Origin of the sequence: Corynebacterium sp. UBA4397, assembly GCF_002390965.1 — a bacterium.
Classification (GTDB): domain Bacteria; phylum Actinomycetota; class Actinomycetes; order Mycobacteriales; family Mycobacteriaceae; genus Corynebacterium; species Corynebacterium flavescens.
This window is the reverse complement of sequence record NZ_DGRD01000049.1, coordinates 39,204-54,319: the sequence shown is the minus strand read 5'-3', so window position 1 is coordinate 54,319 and position 15,116 is coordinate 39,204. Positions and strand designations below refer to the sequence as shown.

At 58.7% G+C, this 15,116-nt stretch carries 14 protein-coding genes; 4 read left to right on the top strand and 10 right to left on the bottom strand.

Going from position 1 to position 15,116, the window contains the following annotated elements; genetic code table 11:
* Positions 1 to 172 precede the first annotated feature (172 nt).
* The 4 genes from ftsY to B2696_RS10345 form a co-directional block, all read right to left on the bottom strand.
* Positions 173 to 2,005 carry a signal recognition particle-docking protein FtsY gene (gene ftsY / locus B2696_RS10360; protein ID WP_376778868.1) on the bottom strand — a complete coding sequence of 611 codons (1,833 nt, stop codon included), beginning with the start codon at positions 2,003 to 2,005 and terminating at the stop codon, positions 173 to 175.
* A gap of 87 nt (positions 2,006 to 2,092) precedes the next feature.
* Entirely contained in the window at positions 2,093 to 5,614 is a 3,522-nt protein-coding gene (smc, locus tag B2696_RS10355) for a chromosome segregation protein SMC (protein ID WP_286955258.1), read from the bottom strand.
* 58 nt (positions 5,615 to 5,672) lie between these two features.
* Positions 5,673 to 5,954: an acylphosphatase gene (locus B2696_RS10350; RefSeq protein WP_075730057.1), complete on the bottom strand. Its 282-nt coding sequence runs from the start codon at positions 5,952 to 5,954 to the stop codon at positions 5,673 to 5,675.
* A gap of 140 nt (positions 5,955 to 6,094) precedes the next feature.
* Entirely contained in the window at positions 6,095 to 6,655 is a 561-nt protein-coding gene (locus tag B2696_RS10345; RefSeq protein WP_286955256.1) for a hypothetical protein, read from the bottom strand.
* A 238-nt stretch (positions 6,656 to 6,893) separates the two neighbouring features.
* Between B2696_RS10345 and B2696_RS10340 the strand changes: the two genes are divergently transcribed.
* The 3 genes from B2696_RS10340 (at position 6,894) to B2696_RS10330 (ending at position 9,351) form a co-directional block, all read left to right on the top strand.
* Entirely contained in the window at positions 6,894 to 7,373 is a 480-nt protein-coding gene (locus B2696_RS10340; RefSeq protein WP_286955255.1) for a hypothetical protein, read from the top strand.
* 42 nt (positions 7,374 to 7,415) lie between these two features.
* Entirely contained in the window at positions 7,416 to 8,570 is a 1,155-nt protein-coding gene (locus B2696_RS10335; RefSeq protein WP_286955254.1) for a DUF6892 domain-containing protein, read from the top strand.
* A 187-nt stretch (positions 8,571 to 8,757) separates the two neighbouring features.
* Complete coding sequence (locus tag B2696_RS10330) at positions 8,758 to 9,351, top strand: GNAT family N-acetyltransferase (RefSeq protein ID WP_286955253.1); 594 nt, start codon at positions 8,758 to 8,760, stop codon at positions 9,349 to 9,351.
* Between the two features lie 23 nt (positions 9,352 to 9,374).
* Here B2696_RS10330 and B2696_RS10325 read toward each other — a convergent pair whose 3' ends face one another.
* The 4 genes from B2696_RS10325 to B2696_RS10310 are packed head-to-tail and all read right to left on the bottom strand — an operon-like array spanning position 9,375 to position 12,099.
* Positions 9,375 to 9,905 (bottom strand): hypothetical protein, encoded by a 531-nt coding sequence (locus B2696_RS10325; RefSeq protein ID WP_286955252.1) that lies wholly within the window; start codon positions 9,903 to 9,905, stop codon positions 9,375 to 9,377.
* An 11-nt stretch (positions 9,906 to 9,916) separates the two neighbouring features.
* Positions 9,917 to 10,765, bottom strand: coding sequence for a bifunctional DNA-formamidopyrimidine glycosylase/DNA-(apurinic or apyrimidinic site) lyase (gene mutM / locus B2696_RS10320; RefSeq protein ID WP_276621701.1), 849 nt, complete (start codon positions 10,763 to 10,765; stop codon positions 9,917 to 9,919).
* Between the two features lie 9 nt (positions 10,766 to 10,774).
* A complete protein-coding gene (rnc, locus tag B2696_RS10315) occupies positions 10,775 to 11,545 on the bottom strand; it encodes a ribonuclease III (protein WP_075730065.1) in 771 nt (256 codons plus the stop codon).
* Entirely contained in the window at positions 11,542 to 12,099 is a 558-nt protein-coding gene (locus B2696_RS10310) for a YceD family protein (protein ID WP_075730066.1), read from the bottom strand. The genes rnc and B2696_RS10310 overlap by 4 nt, the downstream gene beginning before the upstream one ends.
* Positions 12,100 to 12,284: 185 nt before the next feature.
* Between B2696_RS10310 and B2696_RS10305 the strand changes: the two genes are divergently transcribed.
* Positions 12,285 to 12,848 carry a hypothetical protein gene (locus tag B2696_RS10305; RefSeq protein WP_276621703.1) on the top strand — a complete coding sequence of 188 codons (564 nt, stop codon included), beginning with the start codon at positions 12,285 to 12,287 and terminating at the stop codon, positions 12,846 to 12,848.
* 39 nt (positions 12,849 to 12,887) lie between these two features.
* Here the strand turns inward: B2696_RS10305 and B2696_RS10300 are convergent, their stop codons facing one another.
* Positions 12,888 to 13,589, bottom strand: a complete 702-nt coding sequence (locus B2696_RS10300; RefSeq protein ID WP_276621704.1) for a DivIVA domain-containing protein — start codon at positions 13,587 to 13,589, stop codon at positions 12,888 to 12,890.
* A gap of 100 nt (positions 13,590 to 13,689) precedes the next feature.
* Positions 13,690 to 15,036 (bottom strand): NADP-specific glutamate dehydrogenase, encoded by a 1,347-nt coding sequence (gene gdhA / locus B2696_RS10295; protein WP_286955249.1) that lies wholly within the window; start codon positions 15,034 to 15,036, stop codon positions 13,690 to 13,692.
* Positions 15,037 to 15,116 lie beyond the last annotated feature (80 nt).

Here is a 15,116-nt window from a genome sequence, read left to right as displayed (position 1 = left end):
TGTTCCCAGGCTATCACCCGAAAGGTTCCTACACACATCACAGCCCGCACGCGATGGCCACAATAACCGTATTTAACTGCGGTTATTGTCCTTCACGCACGGGCTGGACGGCAATTATTCGAAGGAAGTATCTACCTCGCTATTTCTACCTTTCGAAAGAAAACAAAGGGCGCTACTTCTCCCCTAGCAATGCGTCGACGAAGCTTTCAACCTCGAATGGCGCAAGGTCATCAGCGCCCTCTCCAAGCCCGACGAGCTTGACTGGGACGCCGAGCTCCTCTTGAACTTGGAAGACGATTCCGCCCTTGGCTGTGCCGTCCAGCTTGGTGAGCACAACACCGGTGATGTCTACAACATCGCGGAAGATGCGCGCCTGGGTCAGGCCGTTTTGACCAACGGTGGCATCGAGGACGAGCAAGACCTCGTCGACCGCAGTCTTCTTCTCCACAACACGCTTGACCTTGCCCAGCTGATCCATGAGATCAACCGAGGTATGCAAACGCCCGGCGGTATCGACGAGAACCACGTCCACGCCCTTGTCTACGCCGGCAGCAACGGCATCGAAAGCAACCGAAGCAGGGTCTGCGCCTTCTTTGCCACGGACCGTCGATGCACCCACGCGACGGCCCCAGGTCTCTAGCTGATCAGCCGCGGCGGCGCGGAAGGTATCAGCAGCCCCAAGCAAGACCGTGCGCCCCATAGACACGAGCACGCGGGCCAGCTTGCCAGTAGTCGTGGTCTTGCCCGTGCCATTGACACCAACGACCATCACAACAGCAGGCTTTCCTTCATTGGGCATGGCCCTAATTGAGCGGTCCATCTCGGGGTGACCCACCTCGATGAGCGCGGCACGCAGCATATCGCGTGCTTCCTCCTCGCTGGAGACACCCTGCTGCGCAATCTTCTCGCGCAAGGATTCCGTGACCTTGAGCGTGGACTTGGTCCCGAGGTCCGCCATGATGAGGGTGTCCTCGATCTCCTCCCATGCATCCTCATCAAGATCGCCGGCCGAGAGAATACCCATCAGCCCTTGGCCAATAGCATTCTGCGACCGGGACAAACGCCCGCGCAGGCGTCCCAGGCGGCCACCGGCTGGGACGATATCCTCCTGCGGCTCCGCGGGGGCCTCAACTACCTCGACGTCTTCAGAAACCTCTTGCTCTCCAGGCTCCTGCGCTAATGCCTCTTGTGCCGACTCCACCTGCGCACCCGCGGCCGCTGCCGCCTCCTCAGCAGAGGCTGCGGTGGCTTCTGCTTCTTCTCCTGTGGATTCTGTAGCTTCAGAGGTTTCCTTTGCGTTTTCCGCGGCGTCCTGGACCTGGGGAGTCTCCTCGGCGGTTTCTTCCTTAGGAGTAGGCTCCACGGTGCCTTCAGCGGGAGATGCTGCAGGGGCAAGATGCGCGGGCTCTACCTCGGGCTTAGCGGCCTCCGCAGCAGGCGCATCAGACGTTGCTTCTTCGACTTCCTGTGCTTCCACGGCCTCATCGACCGAAGTGGTTTCCTCAACGGAGGTAGCTTCATCAGCGGACGTTGCCGCTTGAGTCTCCTCCGACTGAGCCTCAAGGGGATGTTCATCCTGTGCTTGTGCTGCCGGTTGTGCGGTGGGGGCTGTCTCAGTGACGGCAGAAGGATCCTTGCCCGCCAACTGTGCATTGGCTATCGCCGTGGCGTCCTGAGGTTGCTGAGCCTCCTGATCCTGTTGCGGCTGCTTCGCCTGCTGATCCTGCTGTTTGCGCACGGGTTCGCGCTCTTGAGCTGCAGTAGCGGGAGCGAAATTAAAGCCGGCCTTTGCCTGGTAGTTGCCAGACTTCTGTTCCTGGGTAAGCTCTTTGGGCTTGTCCTCTTCATTCTTTTCGAAGGAAACCTGCTTAGCCTCCCCGCGCTTTTTGCCAACGACAATCAGGAGAATGAGCAGCACGATAAGCGCCACCGCGACGATAATGCCAATCAACACAGGAGTATTCATGGCCTCCATGATGCCAGGCTTGACTGCGCCTGGCATCATTAAGCCCTTTTCTCTTCAGGGCTCAGCGCGAAACGTTGCTTCGCGGCTCTTCCTTGCCGCAGCCCTTAATGTGGACGCGATGAACTCTTATTCACGCGGCAGCGATGTCGCATCCACACCCAGGCGCGCGGCGTCGCTAGCAGCAGCCGCGGCACCGGGTGCAGTGCCAGCCGGGTGCATGCGCTGGGAGAGCACACGCGTTATCCCGTCCCCACGCATGGTCACGCCGTAGAGAACATTAGCCACGTCCATCGTGGGTTTCTGGTGAGTGATAACAATGAGCTGCGAATCCTTACGCAACTCCTCAAAAAGCGCAATCAGCCGCCGTAGGTTCACGTCATCGAGCGCGGCTTCCACCTCATCCATGACGTAGAAGGGGCTAGGCCGGGCACGGAAGATGGCGACAAGCATGGCGAGCGCGGTCAATGACTTTTCTCCGCCAGAGAGCAAGGAAAGGCGCTTGACTTTCTTGCCCGGTGGGCGCGCCTCAACCTCGATGCCGGTTGTGAGGAGCGATTCCGGCTCTGTAAGGATAAGGCGCCCCTCCCCACCGGGAAACAGCGTGGCAAAGACCCTAGGAAACTCAGCTTCCACATCGCGCCAGGCATCACTAAAGAGGCGCAGGATGTGCTTGTCGACGTCCGCTATAACACCCGTGAGATCCTCACGGGCCTGGACCACGTCCGCCAGCTGCTGGGAGAGAAAAGAGTAGCGCTCTTCGAGAGCCTTGTACTCCTCGAGAGCCAGCGGGTTGACCTTGCCGAGCGAGTTGAGATCCCTCTCCGCCTGCTTCAGGCGGGCGTTTTCTGCTTGTCTGTCGAAGTCCTCATCCGGGGTGTAGTCCCGCAGCAGGTCAGGAATGGATACTCCCAGTTGCTCGACTATCTTTGACTCCGACTCCTGCAGGCGCACTTGAGCCTGGGAGCGGGCAATCTCACTGCTATGGGCATTGTTTCTCAGCCGCTCCGCGTGCGCGCGCGCCGCTGATACCTCTTTCTTGACCTCTTGCAGCTGGGCGCCAAGAGCAGTACGCCGCGCCAGCAACTCTTCACGCTGGGCCGCGGCCTTGTCCAGGGCAAAATCGGTGCGCGCTGCAAGATCGCGTGCATGTGCACTGACAACCCTTGCCAGTTCAGCCTGCGCCTTGCGCCGCGCCATCGCCTGCTCGTGGCGTGCCTGCGCCTGCTTTTCGTGCTGAGCCTGGCGGCGCAGCGCATCACCCTTCCCACGCACCTGGGCTACTCGGTCCTGGGCGGAGCGGGCGGCCAACTGCGCTTCCATCTCCATCGCCTTCACCTGTTCTAGCGCACTAAAAGCCATGTCGCGAGTCTGCGCCGCAGGCTCTTCGGGCTCCGCGTTTGAGTCATCATCAGCGCGAGCAAGGCGATCCCGTGCTTGCTCAAGCTCGGCGTGTAGGCGGGCAATCTGCTCATCGAGCGTCTCGGCACGGGACAGTGCTTTTTCTTCTTCTGCCTTATTTGCCTCGTATTGCTTGCGCAGCCGCTGATGGTCACGCTCCCAGGTCTCTACCTGCGAGTCATGCTCGCGCAGGGCAGCGGTAGCGGCGGCAGCAGCCACCCGCGCTTCTTCCGCCGCGAGTTTAGCACCCTGAAGAGTTCCGGAGAGCTCCTCAAGCTCCCGCCCAGCCGTCGACAGCTCTGCGCTGGCCTTCTCTATGCGCGCGTTGACCTCGATGGTCGAGGCAGAGCCGGTGCCCACCTGCAGCCAGCCCTCCCCCATGAGGGTTCCGCGGGCGGTCACTGCCCGCAGCCGTGGGTCCGCCGCCACTAGTTGCCGCCCCGCTTCAATGTCGTTGACCAAGGCGACATCCGCTAGCAGGCGCGTGAGCGCCACCGCCACCTCGCCAGCCAGAGTGAGATGATCTAAGAGCCACGTGGCTCCTGCGGGAAGATCTGCTTCGACGCGCCATTGCGTTCCTGCAAGGCTCGAATCCACGTCAACAATCGCGGTGCGCGAAGATTCTTCCAGCTGCGCGATAATCTCGGGTCCAGCTTCTCCGACCAAGGCCTCTTTGAAAGGCCCCAGCGCTGCGGCAACAGCAGTCTCCAGCGAGGTCGAAACAAACCCCGCCACTGGGCGAAACTCCTCCCCCAGGTCCGCAGACTGCGGAATGGTCTGCTCCAAGGTCTCGATCCTCGAACGCAGAGCGTAGACAGCACCCTCGCGCTGCCTTTGCAGTTCCCGCAATTCCTCGAGACGTGCCTCCGCCGCTGCAGCTTCCTGTGTCCGGCGCGCCTTCTCTTCTTCCAAGGGGCTACGCTCAGCAACAAGGTTGCGTTGCGCTGCAGCCACTTCGGCGGCCTCCTGCTTCGCGGAGACTGTGCGCTGCTTAAAAGAATCCACGCTTTCATTCAGGCGCGAGCGTTCTTCCTCACGAGCATTGACTTGTTGGCTCAGGCTTTCCTCGGCGGCGATGAGCCGCACTACGCCTTCGCGGCGATCCGCTAGTGCCCGCAACTGCGCCAAGTGCTCTTTCTCTGCGGCCGCGAAGGCTTCCTTCTTTTCGGCGACTTCCTCGCGGATAGCCTCCAGCGTCTCTGCCGTTTCCTCTGCCCCAGCCAAAAGTTCTGCGAACTCCTCATCCGCCGCGGCCGCCCGCGCTTCTAGTTCGGCGGGGTCTTCACCCGCATAAGGCACCTGCGCTCCCGCGTTGCTTGCCCGTTCAGCAGCAATCCTTTGCGTCGCAGAAATGCGTTCCGACAGGGTTGAAAGATCAAACCACAGCTTCTGGGCAGCTTCCGTGCGTGGGGCAACCTCAGCTAGCTCCGCTTCGACCTCTGCCTGACGCTGGCTGCTTTCCTCTAGCTGCGCGGATAACTCTTCAACCTGCGCAGCAAGCATCTCTGCTTGCTGCTGGGAATCCTCAAACTTGGCTCGCAGTTCCACCACTTTCGCACCGGCGATACGCAGGCGCGCATCACGGAGATCCGCCTGCACGGTAGCAGCGCGTTTGGCCGCCTCAGCCTGCCGTGCCAAAGGCTTGAGTTGTTTTCCAAGCTCCTCAGTGAGGTCCTCGAGCCGGTCTAGGTTAGCCTGCATTCCAACGAGCTTGCGCTGCGCCTTCTCCTTGCGGCGGCGATGCTTGAGTATTCCGGCCGCCTCCTCAATATAGGAGCGGCGATCTTCGGGCCGGGACTCGAGAATCTCCGCCAGTTTTCCTTGGCCGACGATGATGTGCATCTCGCGCCCAATGCCGGAATCAGACAGTAGTTCCTGAATATCCATCAGGCGTGCCTTGGCACCATTGATCTCGTACTCGCTCGCGCCATCCCGGAACATGCGGCGGGTGACGGAGACTTCCGAGTAATCGATGCCAAGTGCCCCATCGGAGTTGTCTATGGTTAAAGAGACTTCCGCGCGGCCAAGAGCCTTGCGATCACCCGCGCCGGCGAAGATGACATCCTGCATCTTCCCTCCGCGCAGGGTCTTTGCGCTGCCTTCCCCCATGACCCACGCCAACGCATCGACGACGTTGGATTTTCCCGATCCGTTGGGGCCGACGACGGCGCAGATTCCGGGCTCGAATTTCAGGGTCGTCGCCGACGCAAAGGATTTGAAGCCCTTGAGCGTGAGCGATTTGAGGTGCATTCCCAGAATCTTAGCAAGTCACTGCGGCAGCGTTGACTCTCGACGCTCAAGCGCAGCACTAACGCTCAATGAAGCCTTGCTCGCCCTTAGGCGCAGACCATTGTTCGAAAACGCCGTCGACAAAGCCGGGGCGATTGGTACTTGATGGCTGCTCCCGCAGCAGTCCAAGCATAGCTTCGCAGTCGGTGCGTGGCCCCTCGCAGACCACTTGCACCCGACCATCATTCATGTTCGTTGCATGCCCGGAAAGCCCCAGCTCTAGAGCTCGTGAGCGGGTCCACCAACGAAAGCCCACACCTTGGACACTCCCGTGGACAAATGCCGTAAGACGCTCGGTCATCTACATCACTCCTTGTTGTGGACACTGTATCTTAGCCCAAAACCTGGCTTCGCTTCTTGGACACGCTTCCACCACGAGGAGCGGTCGTGCTCACCTAGGAGCATTACCTACTGTTGCTATTCTTCGGAGTTACCGCGGCGTTATTCCTCAGTAAAGTCGGCGAGAACACCGTCCTGCATGACTAAAGGACGGGGAGTCAAAGGCATCCCATTGTTCTTCGGATCTGACAGGCCCTCCTCGTAGAAGGTCTCCGCAATCTGAATCATTCCGCCGACTGCAGCTGCGTCCTCGGAGCCACACACATGGAGGAGCGTACGCGTTCCCACAGCATAAACGGCCTCCCCGAGTAATGAAGACGTATCCAGCCACTCATCGGCGACCAGGATGAAGGACGCGCACAGATCTGGATCGTCAGGGTAGCTCACCCTGAAGCTGAGCCCAGCCTGGTCAAGGTGGCGTTGTGAGAGATGCTCAAAATGGTCCCCGCGGTCAATAGACCACATCTCTACCACACCGTTTGCCACCGGCTCAGCGATCGGAAGTTCATCTTCGCTGGCTCCTGCTTCCAGCACATCAGCAACCATCTGCTGATACTCTTCAGCCCGACGCAACAAAATGCGGGTGGGTGGAACTTCGGGCTCGACAGTCTTAGCTGGGAGCTCAGGCGCCTTCTTCCATGGCCTCAGATTAAAATATCCCATTACTTTTTAAACTCCTTCGGTCACTGTCATTCTGGCCGCCGTCTAAACTCTAAGTTTTTCTAATAATTCTTAAGCACTATAACGATTTATCGAATCGCCCAGCCCTGTTATAGCTGCCACCTTCACCACGCCCAAAAGCTTTAACACAGTTCAGAGCGGTGGAGTACGCTCCACATCAAGCAACCTACGCCCTCCCACCCTTTAAGGGAGGACACAATCAAAGATTAAGGTTATTCTCATGTTTAAAGCCCTCAACCAAGGCGTCGATGAAGACGGCTTCGTTTGTGTCATAGCGAAGGATTTCTACTCTGGATTCGTGGCCGAGGACTGGACCCTAGACCAGCTGCTGGCTCACGTCGCCCAACAAGGCAACCTCGGGAGCATCTTCATTGCCTCCCCCGGCCCTAACCACGCAGACGCCCCACTGCTTATCGATGTCCCTTCCACCCCCAGCCAGCCGTTCCGAGAAGCGCTTGGTGTGGTGAAGTGCGGACCCCAAGGACTCTGGTTAACGGATTACACTCAGCTGACCATGGCGGCACAATACAGCGATACCTCCGCGCTTTCCTCCTCCGCACTTCACCTCCCAGTTCCTGAGGGAACCTACCTGCTCACACTGACTCAACAAACAGCTGAGATAAGCGAGTTTCAACTGTCGTGGAAGCCAGCGCCGGCTGGGCATGCATCAGGCAACTCCAGCGTCGCTTGGTTCAGCTAAACAGACTGCTCAGGCTGGGTGAATCCGCTACACTGCACTGACATGTGGTCATTTTTCCATCGCCGCAACAAGGCTCAAGCGCCTCAAGAAGATCCGCGGGATTCCAGCGAGCACAAGACTGCTGCCTGCCACGATTACAACGCACTTCACCTTGATATTAGAGCCACGGGCATCTGCATCAACGACAAGCCGCTAAATCCCCTCAATGTATCTTCACTCGCCGAGATTTTCGGCCCGGCACGATTAGTGTCCTCGACTGGAGCCTCGGGAGATTTCGAGCGCAAGGGCTATGAATCGCTGGCAATGTGGGATGAGGTGGGCATCTTCGCCTTCACCGTGGATGGCGAAGACACTACAGAACTCGGTGTTCGCCTTGCAGAGGATCCAGTAGGTGAAGCAGCCATGTACTTTGATTTTGCCAGCAAGCGGCCTTCCCAGCTCTTTCCTGGCTCCCTCACCGTCGAAGGTCGCTCACCGCAGTCTTCCATTCCACAGGCGGACTTGCGCACAGCATATATTTCCCTGGATACGCATGCTGGAGAGTGGACAGCGACGTTCTTCCTGAATGCAACGGAATGTGGCGATCTCCGCACACTCAATCTCGTGCAAAGAAAAGCCAAAGCTGCGACTGACGAGCTGACGGATTATGTCCGCGCCGCAGCGCATCGCTTTGCGTGGGTGAGCATCACCTACAATGCGCCGCCCAGTGACAACCGGCCTTCCCTCGAGAGAGCGCCAACAGGCAGATGGAAACACCCCGTTAGTGATGAACCTCTACTCGAGTTCCTATCGCTGCCCTTCCGCCTCGCGGTGATCCAAGAGTTGATGTATGAACAAGATCTTCTCAAGCCCCGTTTTGACGTCTACGACTTCGCCGCAGATCAAGGCGATCAATCCTTTAACCCTGAAGACACCGGGCTCGAATGCATTCCCTCAGTGCTCGAGTGGTTCCGGACTCTTCCGATTCCAGCGCGACTTGCTGAAAGAGTGGAGGAGATTGTTTTCGATGGAGGTAATGAAATCTATCTTCAACTCATCCCCCAGTGGGACGGTGAAGACGGTGCCTTCCATATGGAAAGTCTCAGTGAAAGCGATATCGTTGCGCTCCCCCAGCTCAAGAAGGTGCAGGATCTTGGCGGCTTCCTCGGCCTGCAAGCACGCACAGCACTCATTCGTTGCGGAGTCGAGGTCATCTGATAGTAAGCAGGTGCGCTAGACAGCAAAGCCAATTCTTTGCTGCGTGAGCTGGAGAGCCCAACAAGCATATAGTGAGCAGTTGAGGCGCTTGTATCTCCACTGCCTCGCAGCCTTCACCTCACCTTAGACGTCCTCCCCCCACACGCATTCTTCTTTCAAAATCGGCACATACTTAGGAGTATTGACCATGCCTTTTGCAGACACTCCAATTCTTGACAACCATTTTGTTCGTCTGGAGCCCCTGAGCTTGTCCCATGAGCAAGACCTCATAGCGGCGGTAAAAGTCGATGACCTGTGGAAGGTCTGGTACACCCATATACCTTCGCCAGAAACCATGTCGAAGGTCATTTCGGAGCGGCTGGATTTGCAAGCCAAAGGAACGATGGCGCCCTGGGCAATCATTGATCAGATTTCGGGAAAGGCAGTCGGAATGACAACCTTCATGAATCTCGATCCTGCGAATAGACGTGTGGAAATCGGTTCCACCTGGCTTGGGAACGCCTCTCAAGGAACGCTGATCAACCCTGCAGCGAAGCTCCTACTGCTCTCCAGAGCTTTTGAAGAACTAGATTGCCTCGCAGTGGAGTTCCGTACTCATTGGCAGAACCGCCAATCTCGCGCGGCCATTGAAAAACTCGGAGCGAAACAAGACGGTGTCCTAAGAAATCACATTCTGCTCGAGAACGGCACGGTTAGAGATACTGTCGTTTTCTCGATTATAGAATCCGAGTGGAATACCGTGAGATTCGCTTTGCAGGAACGCCTCAAGGATGGGCTCTAAACCAGCGGACCAGCTGGGAACGCTCAGTTCCGGGTGGACTGCGGGGGATGCGCGTCGAGGTAGTCCAGCAAGGGGCTCATGTCATAAAGCGGCAGGCTCAGACCGAGTTTGGTGCCATGTGAGTCCCGCACTTGGATAAACGGCTGCCCCTGCGCGCTGTACTCGCGCACACGGACAATATCTTGATACTCGATGTGCTTCTCGCGACCGAATACGGTGCGAAAATCCACCCGATCGGCCCCTGGCTCGACGAACCAATTGTGCTGGATTACAACGAACACCAAACTAGCGAGGATCATGAGCGCCGACGCAACCAGCATTCCCTTCAAATTATTTGCGCGCGCTGGATCAGTGGAAAGGCCGATAGCCGCCTGCACTGCACCAACGACGAAAAGAACCCAGCCGAAAATCGCAATGAACTTCGGCATACGTTGACGATTCGGCCGCGTCTTTACCGTGTTCGGGTGCTTCCGCGCCCACCAACCGAGCCCGAGAACCAAGACTTGAACCAAGGCACGAAGAATCCGCCTGAGCAGCACCGCATCAATCCCCATGAGGCGTGATACTACTCCCGCACCCGTGACCTCGCTGAGGTTCTGCGCTGACAGCGGGGGCAAAAGTGCGAAGAACGGCCGCCGACAACGATGCGGCGAATTGGGCTGCCACAGCGATCACAGGACTTCCCCGTGCGGCCATAGGCATGCAGCGAGCGGGAAAAGTACCCCGACTCGCCGTTGACATTGACATAAAGCGCATCGAAGCTGGTGCCGCCGACGGCGAGGGCCCCGCGCATGACGGTGGTGGCGGCATCGACAAGCGCTAGGGCCTTGGCCTGCGAGAGATCACAGGCCTTGGTTTGGGGGTGAATCTTTGCGCGCCATAATGCCTCATCGGCATAGATGTTGCCGATGCCAGAGACCACCGTCTGGTCCAACAGCGCCGTCTTAATCACTGTGCGTTTGGCACGGATCTTGCGCGCGGCGGCCGCAGCATCAAAGTCTGCCTCGAGAGGATCTGGGGCGATGTGTGCAATCTTCAGCCAGGGCGCGAAAAGCCAGTAGCCAAAGGTGCGTTGATCGATAAAGCTCAGCTCGGTGCCGTCGCTCAAGCGCGTACGGATACGCACGTGTTTGGAATCGCTAGGGCCGATGCGCAGCTGCCCCGACATGCCCAGATGAATGAACATGACATCACGCGAAGGGTCCTTAAGGTTCTCGTCCGCAAACTCAAGCCACAGGAATTTTCCTCGCCGCGCCACGCCACGGATTGTTCTTCGCTCAAGGAGCTGCTTGAGCGGTGCCTCCTGCCCGCGGTTCGCACGCGGATGCAGTACCTCCATCTGCGCGAAGCTACGCCCCTTCAAGTAAGGCTCGAGCCCGCGGCGAACGGTCTCGACCTCCGGTAATTCGGGCATTGGCTCTCGTTATCGCTCTTTGTCGGCCGTGCCTTGCACCAACAAGGGCGTCTCGCGGAGGGTATGAAATGCCTGTTGGGCAGCTTCCTGCTCGGCAAGCTTCTTGTTGTGGCCCACTCCCTGACCCACCGACACGCCCGCCACTGTGGCGACGGCGCTGAAGGTCTGATCGTGTTCGGGACCAGTGGAGGTGGCGGTATAGACCGGCATGGAGGCATGCAGATCAGCGCAGAGCTCCTGCAGAGTGGTCTTCCAATCCAGGTGGCGCCCGGAAATGGAAGCATTCTCAATCTTCTTGGCAAAGAGGCGCAAGATGACTTCACGCGCGGTTTCGAAACCGAACTGAAGGTAGATGGCGCCGAAGATCGCCTCGGTGGTATCCGCCAGGATCGAGTCCTTATCGCGCCCACCAGTGGACTGCTCCCCCTTGCCGAGGAGGATGTGCTTGCCCAGCTCAATTTCCCGCGCGATATCGGAGAGGCCATAGCGCGAGACTATGGAGGCCCGCATCTTGGAAATATCGGACTCCGGGCGCGAGGGATAGACCGTATAAAGCTTGGAAGCCACGGAAAGGCCCAGCACCGCATCGCCCAAGAACTCGAGGCGCTCGTTATTGGGAAGGTGACCATTCTCGTTGGCAAAGGAGCGGTGCGTCAGAGCATGGCGCAAGTACTCCTCCGACATCTCGACGCCCAACTGCGCGAGCAATGGCGCGTGATCGACGGCAGCGAAGGCCGCGAAAAGCGCCTCCTCACCGGTTAGTTTCTTCTTCTTGCTCACAGGAACTTCTCCAAACCCGACCACCGTGGGTCGACCTTTTCTTCCTCTTCTTCAGCGTCATCCCCGTCATCCAAGACGCCGGTTTCCACGCCCTCTGGCGTATCGATTTCGCAGCCTTCCTCACATACCGGGGCGAAAGGAAGGTTGAGCCCTGCCTCGTCGATCACGGTCTGCAGGAGATCGAGATCATCGGCCACAATGGCGGGAATCTCATCGCCTGAACCAAGATCCTCGGGGGCGGCATCGCCCGTGACGAAGGAATCATCGGCAGAAAACACCTGGGAGACATGGAGATCGAGGTGCGGATGCAGCTCGCGTAGGCACCGCGCGCACTGAGCTGTGAGTGTTCCAGTTACATCGGCATCGACCAATACGCCGGATCCCAGCGGAGTCAAGGTGGCATCGACGGTGATGTCATCGCCCTTCTCGACGGCGATCATGGAAAGGCCGATTCTTTCTGGGGCGGGACCGGTCTGGCTCCGCTGCTCAGGCATGGCTTCTGCACCCTGGCTGCGGAGAAGATCAGCAACATTGAATTTAAGCGGTGATGTCATAACGCTATACACACTACCCTGTAGAACCGGCTTCAAGCATTCTTGAAAGACTACTCCGGCAGGCCCCTTCCTCAACTTTCAAGCTGGCAAGGGGCTGGAAGCTGCGTCATAAGCCCCTATGTGCTGCGCCAAGGGCCTTTAACGAGCGCTCAACTGTGCTTAGGCTATGGATCATGGAACCAAGCATGACCACCGTAGCGGGACAAGTTTTCACAGAGCTCGTCCTCGTCGGCCTGGCTCCGGCCCTGGGGATTTTCGCCTTCGGATGTATATGCCACCGGCTCCTGCCACCCAAGCTAGCCCTGTTAAAGCTGAGGGCCCGCGGTACCGGAAGGTTCGGAGCAAGGAGAATTGCCTTCTTAGCCGTGCTGGCCGGCAGTATCGTCGGCGCCATAACGCTAAGCCCTTTGCCTTTCGAGCTCGCCGTGATGGTTGGCGCCCTGTGCTTCTGCGTCTTCGTGGCCGTGCTGCAATGGCTCACCGGTGATGTCATCTCCGGTGTATTCATCAGCGTCCCCGCGATGCTCGCTGGGGCAGCTGCTTTCGAGTCGCTGTTGTTTTTCAGCCGCTATGGAGTGCACGGAGCAGACTATCTCGACGTCCTGCGCGGAGAAATCGCCACCATGTGGACGGTCTATGCTTTCCCCGGTTTTGTCGCGGCCATCATCACTGCTTTCGTCATCCTCAGTTCGCTCAAGGCTGAACACGAATACGACCAGCGCGTGACGCGCGGCCGCATCATTGGCTAGCGGCAATAGGGTCTCTATCCGAGAACTATTGCTGCCTCCCTAGCGCTCCCGTTCGGTGCGCGGCGCGCGCTCCCCCGCTCCGCGGGAACGAACTCCTGCTCCGCGACGCAGTGCCGCGCGATCCGAGTTAACGGTCCGCAGTAGGCCGCCGAGGGAGGCTTCAAACTCACCGAGCTTGCTATCGACAAAGTCATCGCACTCGCTACGCAGCCGGTTCGACTCGGTGTGTGCAGCCTCGACGATGCGGTGCGCCTCCTCGCTGGCGCGACGAACTACCTCAGCCTGGGAAACTAGGCGCTCTTGCTCCGCGCGCGCATCCGCCACGGTGCGATCATATTCGCTGTTGGCCTGGGCGACGGTGCGCTCCGCTTCATCGTGTGCCTTGTCCATGAGGGTGCGCGCGTCCTCCTCTGCCCGCGAGAGCGTGGAATCCGCGTGCTGCTGCGCGTCATGGACCATGGCTTCAGAGTCCGCCTGGGCGCGGCTCAGGACATCATCGCCCTCAGCATTAGCATGAGCAATGGTTTGGGCGGCGCGATCCTCCGCGCCGTGAATGATCTCATCCTGTTTATCCAGCACGTCCTGCGCATCATCGAGTTCTACCGGCAACGCATTACGAAGATCATCGAGCAGTGCCAGCATCTCGTGGCGCGGCACTAAGCAGTTCGATGTCATGGGCACGCTGTGGGCCTGTTCCAGATTACGAACAAGTTCATCGAGGGACTCAAATACGCGGTACATGCGCCATAGCGTACCTAAATACCTCTCGCAGCCGCCTTATCCCACGCGGTGCGGGGACAAAGAAACTGCGCGAAGGTTTATATAAGCAGTGCTGGCAGTGCTAGATGACGCCCTGCGCCAGCATCGCGTCAGCGACCTTTTTGAAGCCAGCGATATTGGCGCCCGCCACATAGTCACCTTCGCAGCCATAGTCACGGGCGGTACGCTCGACGTTCTTAAAGATGTTGGACATGATCTGGTGCAGGCGGCCATCGGTGTACTCGAATGACCAGGAATCGCGGGTAGCGTTTTGCTGCATTTCCAAGGCGGACGTTGCCACGCCGCCGGCGTTAGCGGCCTTGGCTGGCGCAAAGGCGGTTCCATTGGCCTGGAAGTAGTGAACAGCCTCCGGCGTACAGGGCATGTTGGCGCCCTCTGCCACGTAGCGAATGCCGTTGGCTACGAGCAGCTTGGCGGACTCACCATCGAGCTCGTTTTGGGTGGCACAAGGCAGTGCTACGTCCGCCTCTACCTCCCAGATATTGCCTCCGGCGTGGTACTGCGCACCATTGCCTACCTCTTCGACGTAAGCGGAGATCCGCTCACGACGCACCTCCTTGATGTCCTTGAGTGCGTCCACGTCCACGCCGTTGGGAGTGGTGATGTAACCGGAGGAATCCGACATAGCAACGACGGTCGCGCCGAGCTGCTGAGCCTTTTCTGCTGCGTAGAGCGCGACATTACCCGAGCCGGAAACAATGACCTTGGCGCCACCGAAGGATTCCTTGTGGGTGCGCATCATCTCCGCAGTGAGGTAAACCAGGCCGTAGCCGGTTGCCTCGGTGCGCACGAGGGAGCCGCCCCAGGTCAGGCCCTTGCCAGTAAGGACGCCGGATTCATGCTGGTTGGACAGACGGCGGTACTGCCCGAAGAGGTAACCAATCTCACGACCGCCGACGCCGATGTCACCTGCGGGAACGTCGCGGTACTCACCAATGTGGCGCTGCAGCTCAGTCATGAAGGACTGGCAAAAACGCATAATCTCACGGTCGGAGCGACCCTTGGGGTCGAAGTCAGAACCGCCTTTGCCTCCGCCGATGGGCAGGCCAGTGAGCGAGTTCTTGAAGATCTGCTCGAAGCCCAAGAACTTGATGATGCCGAGGTTGACCGAGGGGTGGAAGCGCAGACCACCCTTGTAGGGGCCCAGCGCAGAGTTGAACTGCACACGGAAGCCGCGGTTAACCTGGATGTCACCCTTGTCATCGATCCACGGGACGCGGAAGATCAACTGGCGTTCCGGCTCGCACAGGCGCTCCACCAGGCCGTCGTCTGCGTAGTGCGGGTCCTTGCCCAAAACCACTTTGAGGGAGTCGAGCACCTCGGACACTGCCTGGTGAAACTCCGGTTCACCGGCATTGCGCTTGAGGAGCTTGTCGTAGTACTCGGAAATCTGCTGATCGATAGACACGGATGGTCCCCTTTGGAGAGTTAAGTATTGGTCAAATGACCAATAGTTTCCCCGCATACATCAAAAAACGCAAATGGAAT